General features: G+C 71.3%; 15 protein-coding genes and 1 tRNA gene. 9 read left to right on the top strand and 7 right to left on the bottom strand.

Annotation, left to right across the window (positions count from 1 at the left end):
* Positions 1-196: 196 nt before the first annotated feature.
* On the bottom strand, positions 197-1,648 hold the full coding sequence (locus tag ACLV7J_RS07830) for an ammonium transporter (protein ID WP_411868535.1): 1,452 nt from the start codon (positions 1,646-1,648) through the stop codon (positions 197-199).
* Between the two features lie 407 nt (positions 1,649-2,055).
* On the opposite strand from ACLV7J_RS07830, the gene ACLV7J_RS07825 reads away from it, so the two are divergent.
* Together ACLV7J_RS07825 and ACLV7J_RS07820 are read left to right on the top strand one after the other, a co-directional pair.
* The gene (locus ACLV7J_RS07825) at positions 2,056-2,304 is read left to right on the top strand and encodes a DUF4278 domain-containing protein (RefSeq protein ID WP_411868534.1); all 249 of its coding nucleotides are present in this window, start codon (positions 2,056-2,058) and stop codon (positions 2,302-2,304) included.
* A 176-nt stretch (positions 2,305-2,480) separates the two neighbouring features.
* A complete protein-coding gene (locus tag ACLV7J_RS07820) occupies positions 2,481-2,693 on the top strand; it encodes a hypothetical protein (RefSeq protein ID WP_411868533.1) in 213 nt (70 codons plus the stop codon).
* On the opposite strand, the gene sfsA is transcribed toward ACLV7J_RS07820, so the two are convergent.
* Positions 2,690-3,487, bottom strand: coding sequence for a DNA/RNA nuclease SfsA (gene sfsA, locus ACLV7J_RS07815; protein ID WP_411868532.1), 798 nt, complete (start codon positions 3,485-3,487; stop codon positions 2,690-2,692). The genes ACLV7J_RS07820 and sfsA overlap by 4 nt on opposite strands.
* 118 nt (positions 3,488-3,605) lie before the next feature.
* Here sfsA and murJ point away from each other — a divergent pair, with 118 nt between their 5' ends.
* Positions 3,606-5,219, top strand: a complete 1,614-nt coding sequence (gene murJ / locus ACLV7J_RS07810; RefSeq protein WP_411868531.1) for a murein biosynthesis integral membrane protein MurJ — start codon at positions 3,606-3,608, stop codon at positions 5,217-5,219.
* Positions 5,220-5,222: 3 nt separating this feature from the next.
* On the opposite strand, the gene ACLV7J_RS07805 is transcribed toward murJ, so the two are convergent.
* The 3 genes from ACLV7J_RS07805 to ACLV7J_RS07795 all read right to left on the bottom strand — a co-directional run bounded on the left by ACLV7J_RS07805 (position 5,223) and on the right by ACLV7J_RS07795 (position 6,173).
* The gene (locus ACLV7J_RS07805; protein WP_094589897.1) at positions 5,223-5,477 is read right to left on the bottom strand and encodes a cytochrome-c oxidase; all 255 of its coding nucleotides are present in this window, start codon (positions 5,475-5,477) and stop codon (positions 5,223-5,225) included.
* Positions 5,478-5,571: 94 nt separating this feature from the next.
* The gene (locus ACLV7J_RS07800; RefSeq protein ID WP_411868530.1) at positions 5,572-5,862 is read right to left on the bottom strand and encodes a DUF3181 family protein; all 291 of its coding nucleotides are present in this window, start codon (positions 5,860-5,862) and stop codon (positions 5,572-5,574) included.
* A gap of 59 nt (positions 5,863-5,921) precedes the next feature.
* Positions 5,922-6,173, bottom strand: a complete 252-nt coding sequence (locus ACLV7J_RS07795) for a hypothetical protein (RefSeq protein WP_411868529.1) — start codon at positions 6,171-6,173, stop codon at positions 5,922-5,924.
* Positions 6,174-6,302: 129 nt separating this feature from the next.
* Between ACLV7J_RS07795 and ACLV7J_RS07790 the strand changes: the two genes are divergently transcribed.
* The 6 genes from ACLV7J_RS07790 (at position 6,303) to ACLV7J_RS07765 (ending at position 12,512) form a co-directional block, all read left to right on the top strand.
* Positions 6,303-6,376 (top strand) — tRNA-Arg (locus ACLV7J_RS07790).
* A gap of 216 nt (positions 6,377-6,592) precedes the next feature.
* On the top strand, positions 6,593-7,882 hold the full coding sequence (gene glyA / locus ACLV7J_RS07785) for a serine hydroxymethyltransferase (protein WP_411868528.1): 1,290 nt from the start codon (positions 6,593-6,595) through the stop codon (positions 7,880-7,882).
* 80 nt (positions 7,883-7,962) lie between these two features.
* Positions 7,963-9,063, top strand: coding sequence for an MraY family glycosyltransferase (locus tag ACLV7J_RS07780; RefSeq protein ID WP_411868527.1), 1,101 nt, complete (start codon positions 7,963-7,965; stop codon positions 9,061-9,063).
* Positions 9,053-10,351, top strand: a complete 1,299-nt coding sequence (locus ACLV7J_RS07775) for a competence/damage-inducible protein A (RefSeq protein ID WP_411868526.1) — start codon at positions 9,053-9,055, stop codon at positions 10,349-10,351. The genes ACLV7J_RS07780 and ACLV7J_RS07775 overlap by 11 nt, the downstream gene beginning before the upstream one ends.
* A gap of 76 nt (positions 10,352-10,427) precedes the next feature.
* Positions 10,428-11,837, top strand: a complete 1,410-nt coding sequence (leuC, locus tag ACLV7J_RS07770; protein ID WP_411868525.1) for a 3-isopropylmalate dehydratase large subunit — start codon at positions 10,428-10,430, stop codon at positions 11,835-11,837.
* A gap of 48 nt (positions 11,838-11,885) precedes the next feature.
* Positions 11,886-12,512 (top strand): 3-isopropylmalate dehydratase small subunit, encoded by a 627-nt coding sequence (locus ACLV7J_RS07765; RefSeq protein WP_411868524.1) that lies wholly within the window; start codon positions 11,886-11,888, stop codon positions 12,510-12,512.
* Positions 12,513-12,522: 10 nt separating this feature from the next.
* On the opposite strand, the gene ACLV7J_RS07760 is transcribed toward ACLV7J_RS07765, so the two are convergent.
* Both ACLV7J_RS07760 and ACLV7J_RS07755 read right to left on the bottom strand, forming a co-directional pair.
* Positions 12,523-15,858, bottom strand: a complete 3,336-nt coding sequence (locus ACLV7J_RS07760; protein WP_411868523.1) for a DUF3769 domain-containing protein — start codon at positions 15,856-15,858, stop codon at positions 12,523-12,525.
* Between the two features lie 158 nt (positions 15,859-16,016).
* Complete coding sequence (locus ACLV7J_RS07755; protein ID WP_006172424.1) at positions 16,017-16,136, bottom strand: photosystem II reaction center protein I; 120 nt, start codon at positions 16,134-16,136, stop codon at positions 16,017-16,019.
* Between the last annotated feature and the right edge of the window lie 77 nt (positions 16,137-16,213).

Raw genomic sequence — 16,213 nt, 5'->3', positions numbered from 1 at the left:
CCCGGACACCATCCCCGACTGCAGGGTTGTGGCTGGTAACAACCGGTACCAAACCCAGCCTGGGCTGGCAAAGGATGGCCCGCAAACGAGTCATCCTTTGCCAGCCCACCCCCCTCAGAGGAAGGAAGCCCCCCGAAATGGGCCGGGGGGATGGCCCGCATCCAGCCCGAGGGCTGGTGCGGGCGATGGCTGAGGCTCAGTTGCTGGCCGAGACGAAATCGGGATAGGCCTCCATGCCGTGCTCGCCGATATCCAGGCCCTCCAGCTCCTCCTGCTCGGTGACGCGGATGCCACCGAAGATCTTGCCGATCACCGTCCAGGCGATCCAGGAGGTGATGATCGAGAAGAGGCCGATCGCCACGGCGCCCACGATCTGGTAGCCCAGCTGGGTGAAGCCATGGCCGGTGAACAGGCCCTTGTCGAGGTTGAACAGGCCCACGGCCAGGGTGCCCCAGATGCCGCAGGTGCCATGCACCGACCAGGCTCCGACGGGATCGTCGATGCCCAGCTTGTCGACCAGGGCCACGGAGTACACCACCAGGATGCCCGCGATGAAACCGATCACCCAGGCGGCCGGCATCGAGAAGCCGTCGCAGCCGGCGGTCACACCCACCAGTCCGGCCAGGATGCCGTTGATGGTCATGCTCAGGTCGGGCTTGCCGCCAGTGAACTGGCTGAACAGGGTGGCCGAGATGCCGCCGCCGGCGCCCCCCAGGGTGGTGGTGACGGCGATGTAGGGGACCTGCTCATTCAGGGCCAGCATCGAGCCGGGGTTGAAGCCATACCAACCGAGCCAGAGGATCAGGCAGCCCAGGGTGGCGATGGCCAGGTTGTGGCCGGGGATCGCCTGGGGCTTGCCGTCCACGAACTTGCCGATCCGCGGGCCGAGCAGCATGGCGCCGATCAGGCCGGCCCAGGCGCCGAAGGAGTGCACCACGGTGGAGCCGGCGAAGTCGATGAAGCCCAGCTTGTTGAGCCAGCCCTCACCCACGTTCCACTGCCAGGAGCCGGAGATCGGATAGAGGATGCCGCAGAGGATGAGGGAGAAAATGATGAACTCCCCGAACTTGATCCGCTCGGCCACCAGGCCGGACACGATCGTGGCGGCGGTGCCGGCGAAGGCCAGCTGGAACAGGAAGTCAACGCTCGGGACCAGCTTGCCCTCGGTCACCATCTCGGGGGTGACGGTGGGATCGAAGAACAGGCCGCCGAACTTGAGCCAGCCCGGAATCACCCAGGCGGCGTTGTACATGATCTTGTAGCCGATGAACCAGTAGGCCGTCGCCGCCAGGGCAAAGACGATCAGGTTCTTGGCGAGGATGTTGACGGCGTTCTTCTGCCGGCACAGCCCTGACTCCACCATGGCGAAGCCGGCGTTCATGAAGATCACCAGGGCCGCACAGAAGAGGATGAAGCCGTTGTTGGCCAGAAAGGCCGGGGTGAGTTCCGGAAGCTCGGCCGCATGGGCCGCGAGGTTGAACACCCCAAGGCCCGCCAAGGCAATGGGAACGCAGGCGAGCCAGGTGAGGCTGCGATGGGAGGAGAATCCCCGCAGGCGGCCCATCAGCAGGGAGGGTGCCTCCAACAGGCTCGCCTGCTGGAGCCTGCGTGGGCTGGAGCGGCGTGGAATGGGCTGTGGAGTGGACATCGGTGAGTCGGGAATCCTCAGGGGTGGAGACGCGTGTCGGCCCCACGAACTCGGCAAGACTCCGGCAAGGCCCGGAGCCGCAGTGTTCTGATTGCTACCAAATTCCTGATTGCTGATTCGGCGGCGGGGCGCCGACCGGCGCTTCCGCCCCGCCGGGGTTCGCGCTGCTACGCAACGGGCTACGGACCGTAACGAAAGCGCGGAAATGTTTGCTGCGAACATACAGGAGGAGCTAGTTATGCATTTGAAGGACAAACCGTTGGATGGACTGCGGGATCGGGCCATTGGGCCCTGGCTCCCGGGCCATTGGAAGTAGCCCACCGCGCGGCGAAGCAACGCCCCTTTCCGAGAAGCGGATCCGGTCCCCCGGGGCCGGTGTCTCTGCCAACCCTTCAAGGCCTGGAACCATGTCCACCACCCTCCGCTACCGCGGCGTGGCCTACGACCCCGCCACCCGTCAGCACCCTCAGGCGGCGTCCCCGCAGTCCGTCGACCACGTCTATCGCGGCCATCACTACAGCGCGTCCCTGCAGCATCCGGCGCAGCCTGTGGATCCGGCCCTTGAGCTGCACTACCGCGGCAGCGTGTATCACCACCGCCTCGCCGAAGCGGCGGCCGCCGTGCGGCAGAGCGAGCAGGAGCGCGTCGCCCTCTGACGACGGCCTGCCGCCCCGGCGCACCCCTCTCAGGTGTGCGCCGGGGCCGTGCGGCGGGGCGAGGGTGTCTTGATCGCTGTCCTGATCTCTGTCGTGATCGCTACACGGCGATGGGCGCCTCCGGGGCTGAATAGGGCGCATTCCGATGTCGGCCCCTGCGGCTGCCTTCCCGCGCCATGGATCTCACCCTCACGCCGCTCTCCTCGGGCTTCCGGGTGCTCCCGGCCTCGGCCCTCGGTCTGCTCTGGCTCCAGACCCACTTCGAGCCTGAAACCTGGGACCTGGTCTGCGAGGGCCGCGTCCGCCTCAGCGCCGCCTCGATCGGCAGCCTCTGCGCCGATGCCCGGACCGCGGGCCTGGTGCTCCAGGGTGCCCCCGTGGCCGCCTAGGCCCGGGGCTGCACCGCCGCCAGGCCCCGCCAGCACACCGCCTCGTCGCTGAAGTCGTAGACGCAGGGCAGCACCTCCACCCCTGCCGCCAGGGCCTGGCGGAACAGCTCGCCGTAGCGGGGATCGGCGCTGTCGCCCGGGGCGAAGCGGCTCACATCGCTGCGGCTCAGGCAGGGCACCAGCACCGCCCGCGCCTCGGGCAGCACCCCCATCAGTTCCTCCAGGTGCTTCTGGCCGCGCTCGGTCACCGTGTCGGGGAACAGGGCCAGGTCGCCGGCGGTCCAGGTGGTGTTCTTCACCTCCACGTAGACCGGCCGCGGATCGGGCGCGTCCGCGGGGGGGCTCAGCAGCAGGTCGATGCGGCTGCGGCGGTTCAGGCCGTAGGCCACTTCGGCCTTGATCGCGGCGATCGGGCCCAGCCAGGGCTCCAGCAGGCCGGCCTCGATCGTGGCCCGCACCAGCCGGTTGGGCAGGGCCGTGTTGATGCCCACCCAAATCGGCTGGCCATCGGCGCCGGGCACTTCGGCCTGCTCCCAGGTCCAGGCCAGCTTGCGGGTGGGGGAGGGGGCATGGCGCAGCCGCACCCGGCCGCCGGGATGCAGCACGCCGGTCATGGGCCCGGTGTTGGGGCAGTGGGCCGTCACGACCTCGCCGTCGTCGAGCTCCACATCGGCCAGGAAGCGCTTGTAGCGCTTGAGCAGCACCCCCTCCCGCAGGGGTTCCAGCGGCAGCACCACCACGGGCTGGCCACTGGGGTTGGTGCCGGAGCTGGCGCTGGCGGGGCTGGTCGGCATCGGCAGGGCAGCGCCTCGGGCACAGGGGAGGACCGGCTGCGGGGCCGGCGGTGCGCCCATGCTGCCGTGGGGGGTGGAGGGGAGAATCCCTGCAGCTGAGGGCCTGCGGGCCTCCCGGATGACCCAATCGCTGCGCCGCATCGCCCTGATCGTGGCGGTGGCCACGGCCCTGAGCAAGGTGGCCGGGCTGGTGCGCCAGCAGGTGATCGCCGCCGCCTTCGGCGTGGGGGTGGCCTACGACGCCTACAACTACGCCTACGTGCTGCCGGGCTTCCTGCTGATCCTGCTGGGGGGCATCAACGGTCCGTTCCACAGCGCCATGGTGAGCGTGCTGGCGCGCCGACCCCGCGAGGAGGGGGCCCACGTGCTGGCGGCGATCAACACCCTGGTGGGGGCGGCGCTGATCGGCGTGACCGTGCTGCTGTTCGTGTTCGCCGATCCGCTGATCACCCTGGTGGGGCCGGGGCTGGACGGCCAGCGCCACGCCATCGCCGTGCTGGAGCTGCGCTGGATGGCGCCGATGGCCCTGTTCGCCGGCCTGATCGGCCTGGGCTTCGGGGCCCTCAACGCCGCCGATGAGTTCTGGCTCCCCTCGGTGAGCCCGCTGCTCTCCAGCGTGGCGGTGATCGCTGGCCTGGGGATTCTCTGGTGGCAGCTGGGGCCGGCGATCGCCCTGCCGGAGAAGGCCGTGCTCGGCGGCGCCGTGCTGGCGGGCACCACGCTGCTGGGGGCGATCTTCCAGTGGCTGATCCAGCTGCCGGCCCTGGCCAAGCAGGGCCTGCACAAGTTCCAGCTGGTCTGGGACTGGCAGCACCCCGGCGTCAAGGAGGTGCTGCAGGTGATGGGGCCGGCGACCCTCTCCTCGGGGATGCTGCAGATCAACGTGTTCACCGACCTGTTCTTCGCCTCCGGGATCGTGGGGGCGGCGGCGGGCCTGGGCTACGCCAACCTGCTGGTGCAGACGCCCCTGGGCCTGCTCTCCAACGCCCTGCTGGTGCCGCTGCTGCCGGTGTTCGCCCGGCTCACCGCCCCCGAGGACCGGCCGGAGCTGATCGGCCGCATCCGCCAGGGGCTGATGCTCTCCAGCGCCTCGATGCTGCCGCTCGGGGGCCTGATGGTGGCCCTGGCCGGGCCGATCGTGGCGCTGGTCTACGAGCGCGGCGCCTTCGATGCCAACGCCGCGGCCCTGGTGGGGGGGCTGCTGATGGCCTACGGGGTGGGCATGCCCGCCTATCTGGGCCGTGACGTGCTGGTGCGGGTGTTCTATGCCCTCGGGGATGCCAACACCCCGTTCCGCTTCTCCGTGGCCGGCATCGGCCTCAACGTGGTCTTCGACTGGACGCTGGTGGGCGGGCCGACCCCCTGGGGGCTGCAGCTGCCGGCCCTGAACTTCGGGGCGCCGGGGCTGGTGCTGGCCACCGTGGCGGTGAACGTGTTCACCTGCCTCGCCCTGCTGCTGGCCCTGCAGCAGCAGCTGGGGGGGCTGCCCCTGCGGGCCTGGGCCCGCGACAGCCTGCTGCTGCTGCTCGCCGCCCTGCTGGGGGCCCTGGCGGCCTGGGGGCTGTCGGTGGGGATCGCCTGGCCCGCCAACCTCTGGGGGCGCCTGGTGGAGTGCGCCTTCGCCAGTGGCGTGGGCCTGCTGGCCTACGGCCTGGTGGCCTCGGCGGCCGGCGTTCCGGAGGTGCGGGATCTGGCGCTGCAGTTGCGCCGCAAGCTGCCGGGCGGCGGCTGAGCCTCAGAGCTCCACCACCCGTTCCTCGCGCACCTGCACGGGGATCTCCAGGTGGCTGCGGCCCACCATCTCGGGGCCGTCGATCGAGAAGATGCGGGCCTCGATGCCGAAGTCGCGGAAGGCCGTTTCCAGTTCCTGGATGAGCGCCTTCTCCACCTGGGCCTCGGCATCCACCACCTTGCCGATCAGGCGGCTGCCGAGCCGGCCGATCCGCTGGCGCATCACCTCGCGGGCGTTGGTGACCTGGATGACCAGCACGGGGCCGCGGCGGCGTTGAGGCGCAACCCTATCCGGCGCACCCTGACGCGACAAGGGCTTTGGCCCGGCCCCAGCGCTGGCTGACAGTGCCGGCTCAGGCGGTCCGTTCCGCCAGCAGCTCTTCGAGATCCTGCAGCTGGCCGGCGGGGACGAGCCGGGCCAGGGGCAGCTTGGTGGCACCGCCGCCGATCGGCACCTGCACCGCCTCCAGGGCCTGGCGGGCGCAGACGCCGGCACCCAGCTCCAGGCGGGCGGCGCACTCGATCGCCAGGGGCTCGGCCAGCCCCGCATCCCCCAGGTAGAGGTGCCAGCCGGCGATCTGGAGGTAGAGCCGGTCGGCCAGCTCCTTTGCCAGCTCCTGGATCTCCTGGGACGAGAGGGTCATGGCGAGGGGGGGCGACGGGCTGGAGGAGGGGGACTGGCCTGCGGGCTGGACTCCCCCGCTCAGGATGGCGGCTGCGGCTCGGTCTGGGGCCTCAGCGCCACCACCACCGCCAGCTGCACCGCCAGCAGCACGGCCCACGGGATCGTCAACCAGTCGAGGTGGCTCCAGGGATGGCGCAGGCCCTGCAGGAACCAGAGGCCGCTGTTGATGGCGGCGAAGGCCATCCCGTGCAGGCAGAGGTTCACGATCCGCGAGAAGTGGCGGTAGGTGGGGTCCTCCGGGTTGGCGGGGCCGTACCAGCGGATCGGCATGGGCTCAGGGGCGAGGGGGATGGGGCGTGGCTTCGATTGTGGCGGCCCCGCCCGCCTCCAGAGCCGCTCCAGGCCACGACGGTTGACGGATGGGCCCTCGGTATGACGAGAATGTTGGGGCAGGCGCAGGCGCTTGTAGCTCAGCGGATTAGAGCATCTGACTACGGATCAGAGGGTCGGGAGTTCGAATCTCTCCAGGCGCGCCTACAACATCAAGACCGCTCCTCCGGGGGCGGTTTTTTTGTGCCCGAGGGTCGCCCCGGCCGCGCGGTCGCCGCCAGCGACCGGCCCGACGCCCACCGCCGGGCTCCGCGGCACGGCGGCGCCGGCCTGGCCTGTCGGTGTGCGGGCGGCGGGGTTCGCAGCCCGTCTCACCCTGATTTCTTACGATCGGTTCACCTTCAGCGGCAGTGGCCCCCATGGCGGATACCAGCGGCGCAGCGATCGATACCCCCCTGGCCACCAGTGACCCGGCCATCGCCGCCCTGATCGGCAAGGAGCTGGAGCGTCAGCAGACCCACCTGGAGCTGATCGCCTCCGAGAACTTCGCCTCCCGCGCCGTGATGGAGGCCCAGGGCTCGGTGCTCACCAACAAGTACGCCGAGGGTTTGCCGTCGAAGCGCTACTACGGCGGCTGCGAGCACGTGGACGCCATCGAGGAGCTGGCGATCGAGCGGGCCAAGCAGCTGTTCGGTGCCGCCTGGGCCAACGTGCAGCCCCACAGCGGCGCCCAGGCCAACTTCGCCGTGTTCCTGGCCCTGCTGCAGCCCGGCGACACGATCCTGGGCATGGACCTGAGCCATGGCGGCCACCTCACCCACGGCTCGCCCGTGAACGTGAGCGGCAAGTGGTTCAAGGCCGTCCACTACGGCGTGGACCCCGAGACCCAGCAGCTCAACTTCGACACCATCCGCCAGCTGGCCCTCGAGCACCGGCCGAAGCTGATCGTGTGCGGCTACTCGGCCTACCCGCGCACCATCGATTTCGCCGCCTTCCGGGCCATCGCCGATGAGGTGGGCGCCTACCTGCTGGCCGACATGGCCCACATCGCCGGCCTGGTGGCCGCCGGCGTGCACCCCAGCCCCCTGCCCCACTGCCACGTGGTGACCACCACCACCCACAAGACCCTGCGCGGTCCCCGGGGCGGCCTGATCCTCTGCAACGACGCCGAGTTCGGCAAGCAGTTCGACAAGGCCGTGTTCCCCGGCAGCCAGGGCGGCCCACTGGAGCACGTGATCGCCGCCAAGGCCGTGGCCTTCGGCGAGGCCCTGCAGCCCTCCTTCCAGACCTACAGCCAGCAGGTGATCACCAACGCCCAGGCCCTCGCGGAGCGGATCGTGGAGCGGGGGATCGACGTGGTGAGCGGCGGCACCGACAACCACCTGGTGCTGCTGGATCTGCGCAGCATCGGCATGACCGGCAAGGTGGCCGATCTGCTGGTGAGCGATGTGCACATCACCGCCAACAAGAACACGGTGCCCTTTGATCCCCAGTCGCCGTTCGTGACCAGCGGCCTGCGCCTGGGCACCGCCGCCTGCACCACCCGCGGCTTCGATGCGGCCGCCTTCCGCGAGGTGGCCGATGTGATCGCCGACCGGCTGCTCAACCCCGAGGACACTGCCATCGAGCTGCGCTGCCGCGAGCGGGTGGCGGCCCTGTGCGCCCGCTTCCCCCTCTACGACGCCCAGCGTCAGCTCCAGCCCGCCTGAGGCCGTTGGATCCGACCGGCCCTGCTTAAGCTGCGGCCGGTCGGGGCCCTTCCCGCCGATCCCCTGCTCCCACCCAGGCCGTGACGCTCTCGACCAGACCGGACGTCGCGGCCCTGGTGACCCTGGCGGCGGCGGCCCTGGTGACGGCCCTGGTGGTGCCCTTGGTGCGCCGGCTCGGCCTGCGCTGGGGCCTCACTGACGCGCCCGATCCCCGCAAGCAGCACACCACGCCGATGGTGCGGCTGGGCGGCATCGGCATCGTGGCCGGGTTCGCCCTGGCCCTGGGGCTGATCTGGGGGCTGGATGGCTTCGGCTCGCTGCCGCCCGAGAAGGACCGGCTGATCTGGACGACCCTGGCTGGATCGCTCTGCTACTTCGCGATCGGTCTCTCCGACGACCTCTTTGCACTGCCGCCCCTGCCACGCCTGGCCGGCCAGGTGGCGGTGGCCATCGCCGTGTGGAGCCAGGGGGTGCGGATCGGCAGCATCGAGCTGCCCTTCGCCGGCCTGGGCCAGGCCGAGCCGCTGCTGGTGCTGCCCGCCGGCCTCAGCCTCCTGGCCACGGTGATCTGGCTGGTGGGCATCACCAACGCCATCAACTGGCTCGACGGCCTCGACGGCCTGGCTGCCGGCGTGAGCGGCATCGCCGCCGTGGGCCTGCTGTCGGTGAGCTACAGCCTCGACCAGCCCGCCGCCGGCCTGCTGGCCGCCGCCCTGGCGGGTGCCTGCCTCGGCTTCCTGCGCCACAACTTCAACCCCGCCCGCATCTTCATGGGGGACGGCGGCTCCTATTTCCTCGGTTTCGCCCTGGCGGCGATCAGCATCGTGGGGCCGGCCAAGGGGATCACCAGCGTCAGCCTGCTGTTGCCGCTGCTGATCCTCTCGCTGCCGCTGGCCGACATGTCGGCGGTGATCATGGGCCGCGTCAGCGCCGGCCACTCGCCCTTCTATCCCGACCGCCGCCACCTGCACCACCGGCTGCTGCGGGCCGGCTTCAGCCACCGCCGCACGGTGGTGCTGATCTACGCCTTCACCCAGTGGCTGGCGGCCCTGGCCCTGGTGCTGGCCAATGCCGAGAACCGCTTCCTGTGGCTGGCCCTGGCCACCGCCGTGCTGATCGGGGTGGTGATCGTCTGCCGCCGCAGCCTCGACCGCGAGCAGCAGGCCGGCGATGGCGGCTGAGACCCTCGGGCCGACAGACGGCGGCGCCGAGCTGCTCTGCATCGGCACCGAACTGCTGCTGGGCGGCATCACCAACACCAACGCCCGTTGGCTGGCCGAGCAGCTGGCGGCCCTGGGGGTGCCCCACTTCCGCCAGGAGGTGGTGGGCGACAACCGCGGGCGGCTGATCGCTGCCGTGCGCGCCGCGGCCGGTCGCTGCCGGCTGCTGATCTGCACCGGCGGCCTGGGCCCCACCCCCGACGACCTCACCACCGAGGCCATCGCCGCCGCCTTCGGCGCCCCCCTCACGGAGCGGCCCGAGGTGTGGGCCGACATCGAGGCCAAGCTGGCGCTACGGGGCCGCTCCGCCTCCCCCTCCCTGCGCCGCCAGGCCCTGCTGCCGCTGGGGGCTGAGGTGCTGCCCAACCCCACCGGCACCGCCCCGGGCATGCTCTGGACGCCGGATCCGGCCGCCCTGGCGTTCCCCGTGCAGCCGGGCTTCACGGTGATGACCTTCCCCGGGGTGCCCAGTGAGATGCGGGCGATGTGGACCGCCACGGCCGCCCCCTGGCTGCGGGCCTCCGGCCTGGCGGCGGGGGTGTTCGCGAGCCGCACCCTGCGCTTCTGGGGGGTGGCCGAATCGAGCCTGGCTGAGCAGGTGGCCGATCTGCTGGCCCTGGAAAACCCCACCGTGGCCCCCTATGCCGGCGCCGGGGAGGTGACCCTGCGGATCACGGCCCGGGCCGACGGCGCCGCCGCCGCCGAGGCCCTGCTGGCGCCGGTGGAGGCGGAGCTGCGCCAGCGGGCCGGGGCGAGCTGCTACGGCGCCGACGGCGACAGCCTGGCCGCGGTGGTGCTGCAGCGCCTGCGGGAGCGGGGCGAGACCCTGGCGGTGGCGGAGAGCTGCACCGGCGGCGGCATCGGCGCGGCCCTGGCGGCGGTGCCCGGGGCCTCCGACGTGTTCCTGGGGGGGGTGATCGCCTACGCCAATGCCGTGAAGCAGGCGCTGCTGGGGGTGCCGGCAGGTCTGCTGGCGGCCCATGGCGCCGTAAGTGATCCGGTGGCCCTCGCCATGGCGGAGGGGGCCCGCCGCGCCACCGGCGCCACCTGGGCGATCGCCGTGACCGGCATCGCCGGTCCGGGCGGCGGCAGCGCCGAGAAGCCGGTGGGGCTGGTGCACATCGCCATTGCCGGCCCCACGGGCAGCAGCAGCGAGGGGGTGCGCTTCGGCAGCTCCCGCGGCCGCGCCTGGATCCAGACCCTCACGGCCGGCGAGGCCCTCGATCGCCTGCGGCGGCGCCTGGGCTGAGCGCCTCCCCCCAGGCGCCGCCAAGGTGTGCGACCCCCCCGCCCTAGGCTGGCCGATTCGAGTTTCGGGGTCTTCCGTGAGCGCCGGCACCCTCTACGACAAGGTCTGGGCGTTGCACCAGGTTGCTGAGCTGCCCGGGGGATCCACCCAGCTGTTTATCGGCCTGCACCTCATCCATGAGGTGACGAGCCCCCAGGCCTTCGCCGCCCTCCGGGATCTGGGCCTGAGCGTCCGCCATCCCGAGCGCACCGTGGCCACGGTGGACCACATCGTGCCCACCACCAGCCAGGCGCGCCCCTTCGCCGATCCCCTGGCCGAGGAGATGCTGGCCACCCTCGAGGCCAACTGCGCGGACTACGGCATCACCCTGCACGGCCTGGGCAGCGGCCGCCAGGGGATCGTGCACGTGATCGCCCCCGAGCTGGGCCTCACCCAGCCCGGCATGACCGTGGCCTGCGGCGACTCCCACACCTCCACCCACGGGGCCTTCGGTGCCATCGCCTTCGGCATCGGCACCAGCCAGGTGCGCGATGTGCTCGCCAGCCAGAGCCTGGCCATGGGCAAGCTCAAGGTGCGGCGGATCTGGGTGGATGGCCAGCTGCAGAGCGGCGTGTACGCCAAGGATCTGGTGCTGCACGTGATCCGCACCCTCGGCGTGAAGGGCGGCGTGGGCTACGCCTACGAGTTCGCCGGCCCGGCCATCGAGGCGCTGTCGATGGAGGAGCGCATGACCCTCTGCAACATGGCGATCGAGGGCGGCGCCCGCTGCGGCTACGTCAACCCCGATGCGGTCACCTTCGACTACCTGCAGGGCCGGCCCTTCGCCCCCAGCGGCGAGGCCTGGGATCGCGCCGTGGCCTGGTGGCGCAGCCTGGCCAGCGGCCCCGATGCGGTGTTCGACGACGAGGTGCGCTTCGACGCCGGCGCCATCGCCCCCACCATCACCTGGGGCATTACCCCCGGCCAGGGCATCGGCGTGGATGAAACCGTGCCCACCCTGGAGCAGACCGACCCCGACGAGCGCCCCCTGGCCGAGGAGGCCTACCGCTACATGGACCTGCAGCCGGGCACCCCGATCGCCGGCACGCCGGTGGATGTGTGCTTCATCGGCAGCTGCACCAACGGCCGCCTCAGCGATCTGCAGGCCGCCGCCGCCGTGGCCAAGGGTCGCCACGTGGCGCCTGGCATCAAGGCCTTCGTGGTGCCCGGCTCCGAGCAGGTGGCCGCGGCGGCCGAGGCCGAAGGCCTCGATCAGGTCTTCACCGCGGCAGGTTTCGAATGGCGCGAGCCCGGCTGCTCGATGTGCCTGGCCATGAACCCCGACCGCCTGGAGGGCCGCCAGATCAGCGCCAGCTCCAGCAACCGCAACTTCAAGGGCCGCCAGGGGTCGGCCACGGGGCGCACCCTGCTGATGAGCCCGGCGATGGTGGCCGCGGCTGCCATCGCCGGCAAGGTCACCGATGTGCGCCAGCTGCTCACCGTCTGAGCCCCGTTCCCTCCGTCACCCCGCCCCGATCCCGTCGCCGCTGTGCCCATGGCCACTCCCTTTCCCTTCGGACCGATCACCGCGGTGACGGGCACCGCCGTGGTGGTGCGCGGCGACGACATCGACACCGATCGGATCATCCCGGCCCGCTTCCTCAAGTGCGTCACCTTTGAGGCCCTGGGCCCGGCGGCCTTCGCCGACGACCGCGTCGAGCTCGCCGACGCCCCGGCCGGCCCCCACCCCTTCGACCGGCCCGAGCACCAGGGTGCCGCGATCCTGCTGGTGAACCGCAACTTCGGCTGCGGCTCCAGCCGCGAGCACGCGCCCCAGGCCCTGATGCGCTGGGGCATCCGCGCTGTGGTGGGCGAGAGCTTCGCCGAGATCTTCTACGGCAACTGCCTGGCCCTGGGCATTCCCTGCCTCACCGCCGGCCACGAGCAGATGCTCGCCATCCAGGCGGCGGCCGCCGCCGACCCCGCGGCGGTCTTCGCCCTGGATGTGGCCGCCCAGTCTCTGAGTGGCGCCGGCCAGAGCTGGCAGCTGGAGCTGGCCGCCGGCCCCCGCCAGATGCTGAGCACGGGCCAGTGGGATGCCACCAGCCAGCTGCTGGCCAACGGAGCCGCCCTGGAGGCCACCGCCGCCCGGCTGCCCTATCTGGTGAGCTTCGCCGCCTGAGCCTGGGGCCCTAGAAGCCGCGCCGGCGCACCATCGCGTCCACGGCCCCCGGCTCGTAGGGCACGAAGGGCACGCCGGTGCCGCTGAAGTTGAAGTCGTTGAGCTTCACGCGCACGCCGCCCAGCTGCTCGTAGGGGCTGTAGTACACGCTGAGCTCATAGGCCCGCCGCTGCCAGCGCAGTTCCACGTAGGAGCCCGTGCTCTCGCCGTAGTCCGGCGAGCTCGGATCCACGTTCAGGCCGATGCCGCCGCTGAACACCAGCGGCCCCACCAGCTGCTGGGTGAGGCCGATCCCCAGGGTGCCGAGGTCCACGGCCCGATCGAAGCTGAGGGGGCTGACGCCCTGGCGCAGGGTGCCGCCGCCGGTGATCGTGAACTGGGTGAAATCCAGGAAGGGCTTGCTGAAGTGGCCCAGGGTCAGGGTGGGGCCACCCGAGAGGCTCAGGGTGTTCTGGTTGGTGCCGTCGCCGTAGTAGGCCAGGGTCGCGGTGGTGTTGACGTTGAGCGTCAGCCCCGGCACGACTGGCACGGCCGTGTAGCGGTTCGCCGCCTCGGGGCCGGGCGGCAGCGGCTTGCCGGTCCAGAGGGGCAGGGAGGCGTTGAGCGAGGCGTAGACGCTGCCGCGCCAGAGGCTGGCCAGATCCGTGGTCTGGAACTCGTCCCCCTGGAAGTTGCCCACGCCGGCCCGCCAGTAGTAGTTGCTGCTCAGCCGTCCCCAGTTGGGGAGCACCCCCCGCTGCTCCAGCGACACCCCGTAGGCGGAGTAGACGTCCTGCTCGCCGAGGGTGCCGTTCCAGCTGCGGAAGCGGTAGGCGCCGAACAGGCGGGCGGTGGTGTCCCCCACCAGGGGCAGGCGCAGGGGGCGCTTCAGTTCGCCCCAGCTGCGCATGCCGTTGGCGAAGTTGCTGGGATCGAAGGTGGAGATGTCGAGGTTGGCGGAGGCATCCAGGCCCAGCACGGTGGCATCGAGCCTGGCCAGCAGGCCGAACAGATCGCCGATGCGCGTGGGTTGGGAGGTGGACGAGGATCCCACCGGCTCCCCGGGCAGGGGGTAGCTGTCGGTGGTGCCGTCGAGGGCGCGCCGCACCATGAACTGGGGCTGCAGCGCCAGGCTGCCCCGCTTGCCGAGCTGGATGGGTTTGAGGTCGTAGCCCAGGTAGAAGCCGTCCCGGTCCTCGCCGTCGCTGCCGAGCACCCAGCGGTTCTCCACCTGCCGCTCCTTCTGGAAGCGCTGGTTGCGCTGCAGCGGAATCGGCAGCCGATCCTCCAGGATCAGCTGGTTGCGCTTGGCCTCCACCACCGTGTCGCCGTTGGGCTCGATGCGGGCCACGACGCCCTCGGCATCCACCCAGGCCTGGGCCGGGGTGTAGGGGTCGTTGGTGAGGGCGGCGCGGTCCGTGGTCCAGCCGTCCGGCGTGATCGCGATCGTGTTGGCCTGGAAGCGCCAGCGGCTGATGGTGCCGGTCACCAGCTTCTTGTTGTTGCTGGTCTTGAGGGTCTGGAGCTGGGCCGGCCGCACGGCGCCGTAGACGTTGACCTCGTCGGGTTGATCAAAGTCCGTGTTGCTGCCGGTGACGCGGCGACGTTCGGCCGAGAAGCTCTGCTGGAACTGCAGGTTGCCGACCCGCTGGTCCACCGTGGCGGCAATGGCCTGCCGGCGCAGCTCCTCCTGTTGGCGCGGGCTCAGCTTGGCGGCGCCGGAGGTCGAGCCTGGCGCCGTGCCCGTCTGGCCGCTGGCCTCACCGCTGCCCTGGCCCGGCTTGCCCATGGCCACGGCATTGAGCCGCTCCTCCAGCGGCCGCACCCGCTGGCGCAGCGGTCGGCCCGGATCGGGGCAGCCCAGCGGCGGCGCCATGGCCACCTTGGGCCGTGGATCGGGCGCGCTGCCGAAGCGGTGGCGCAGGCCCAGCAGGTAGGCGTTGCTGCCTTCACTGACGCCGCTGTAGGTGCCGTAGGCGCCGGAGCGGTGGTGGATGCGTCCCACCAGCGACCACTCGGGGGCCACGAGCGCCTCAACCTCGAAACCGAGGTAGTTGAGGAACTGGGTGTAGTTCTCCCGGTAGGTCTTCTCGTAGTTGCTCACGGCCGTGTTGAGGCTCACCCCCTCCACGAAGCCGACGCTCAGCCACGGTTGCAGCCAGGCCCGCAGGCCCAGGCCGGCGGTGATCTCCCCGAAGCTCTGGGCGGGGGTATCGGCGAAGGGCACGGCCTGGTTGAACTCCCCCCCGGCCTGCCTGGCGGCGCGGTGGCCGGTGAAGGTGGTGTCGATCTCCAGGGCCAGGGGGCCGGCCTGCATCAGCCGGCGGTTCAGGCCCACACCCACCAGGTACTCGGGGCGCAGGCGGCCCTTGAAGCGGAAGGTGTCGCCGAAGTTGGTGTCGATCATCTGGCCGGCCCAGACGGTGGCGGCCCAGGGGTAGGGGTGCCAGTTGGGGATGGCCGGCAGGGGCGGCGGGCAGGCCATCGTCTGGGCCGCGGGCGAGAGCGCCATCGGCGGCATGCGCCAGCGGTCGCTGGGGAGGGCCTGGGGCACGCCGCTCACGTCAAGGGCGCCGCCGCCCCCGGGTTCCTGGCCGCTCCCCAGCCTCGTTGGGAGGGGGGAGGCTGCCCCCGGCGCCGCCGCCGGTGCCCCCAGGGGATTGGCCTCCAGCGACGCGAGCAGCGCCGCCTGGGCGGTGCTATCCGGCGCCACCGCCAAGCGGCTGGTCTCGGGCAGCAGGGGCCGCTCCCAGTAGCTGAGGGGCAGCAGGGCCGCCGAGGGCGGCTGCTCAGGATTGAGATCGAAGCTGGTGGTGTCGAGGTCCAGAACCCCGTAGACCTCCTCCAGCTCCCCTGACGACTGGATCAGGCTGTAGCGCAGCCGGCTGGCCTGCAGGTACTGGTTGCCCCGCTGGAAGCGCACGCTGCCGCTGGCGTAGACGGTGCGGGTGGTGGGGTCGTACTCGAGCCGATCGGCCAGCAGGCGGCCGCCGGAGAGCAGGGCCTGCACCGAGCCGGTGGCGACGAAGCGGTTCTGCAGCAGGTCGAAGCCCTGCTGGTCGGCGCGGACCTGGAGCTCCAGGGGCGGGCTCTGGGCCGGTGTGGCCGGGATCAGCCGGGGGGGCGAGGCAGGGGCGGGTGGCGCAGCTGCCCCTGCCGTTGCCGGAGCCGAGCCCCCAGACGGGGGGGAGGCCGGAGTGTCAGCGCCGGAGGAGGCCTGGATCGGCGACTGGCTGGGCTCTGCAGCGATCTGGAGGGAGCTGGCGTCCCCTGGGCTGTCGTCGCCCGAGGCGGGCTGGACCCCGCGGACCGTAGGCGCTTCGGAGGCTCTGGCCGGGGCCAGACCGATCAGGCTGGTGACCCCCAACGCCGCGATCACACGGCTGACACGTTGAGGGGATGGCAATGCGGCACCGCAAGCGGCCGTGATCTTGCCACGTCTGGATGGTCAGTTGAGGGGCGCCGGGGCCGCTTCCTCAGGCCTCCGGGGCACCGCTTGCGTCCGTGCCCCGTGGCAGCGGGAACTCAGTCCTCCAGGTCCTTGCGGCTGGGGGTGCGGCTGGGATCGCTGGCCAGGAAGCCGAACACGAAGATCCCGATGAAGAAGAAAACGACCGAGTAAACCGAGATCTTGAGGGCGAGCATGGTCCGTCCGGCGGGTGACAGGCAGGGATGACAAGCCTGGGTGACAGGCAATGACAGGCGCCAGGGGGGCCCGAAGC

Source organism: Vulcanococcus limneticus LL (assembly GCF_943369875.1).
Lineage (GTDB): Bacteria > Cyanobacteriota > Cyanobacteriia > PCC-6307 > Cyanobiaceae > Vulcanococcus > Vulcanococcus limneticus_A.
Note: the sequence above shows the minus strand (reverse complement) of the source record. Positions and strands in the feature narration are given on the sequence as shown.

What these genes read in the sequence shown, in the direction of transcription:
- ACLV7J_RS07765 (WP_411868524.1), top strand. Translation starts at nt 11,886, where the DNA reads ATGGCCACTCCCTTTCCCTTCGGACCGATCACCGCGGTGACGGGCACC.
- ACLV7J_RS07755 (WP_006172424.1), bottom strand. Translation starts at nt 16,136, where the DNA reads ATGCTCGCCCTCAAGATCTCGGTTTACTCGGTCGTTTTCTTCTTCATC.
- murJ (WP_411868531.1), top strand. Translation starts at nt 3,606, where the DNA reads ATGACCCAATCGCTGCGCCGCATCGCCCTGATCGTGGCGGTGGCCACG.
- ACLV7J_RS07775 (WP_411868526.1), top strand. Translation starts at nt 9,053, where the DNA reads ATGGCGGCTGAGACCCTCGGGCCGACAGACGGCGGCGCCGAGCTGCTC.
- ACLV7J_RS07820 (WP_411868533.1), top strand. Translation starts at nt 2,481, where the DNA reads ATGGATCTCACCCTCACGCCGCTCTCCTCGGGCTTCCGGGTGCTCCCG.
- glyA (WP_411868528.1), top strand. Translation starts at nt 6,593, where the DNA reads ATGGCGGATACCAGCGGCGCAGCGATCGATACCCCCCTGGCCACCAGT.
- sfsA (WP_411868532.1), bottom strand. Translation starts at nt 3,487, where the DNA reads ATGCCGACCAGCCCCGCCAGCGCCAGCTCCGGCACCAACCCCAGTGGC.
- ACLV7J_RS07825 (WP_411868534.1), top strand. Translation starts at nt 2,056, where the DNA reads ATGTCCACCACCCTCCGCTACCGCGGCGTGGCCTACGACCCCGCCACC.
- ACLV7J_RS07795 (WP_411868529.1), bottom strand. Translation starts at nt 6,173, where the DNA reads ATGCCGATCCGCTGGTACGGCCCCGCCAACCCGGAGGACCCCACCTAC.
- ACLV7J_RS07830 (WP_411868535.1), bottom strand. Translation starts at nt 1,648, where the DNA reads ATGTCCACTCCACAGCCCATTCCACGCCGCTCCAGCCCACGCAGGCTC.
- ACLV7J_RS07800 (WP_411868530.1), bottom strand. Translation starts at nt 5,862, where the DNA reads ATGACCCTCTCGTCCCAGGAGATCCAGGAGCTGGCAAAGGAGCTGGCC.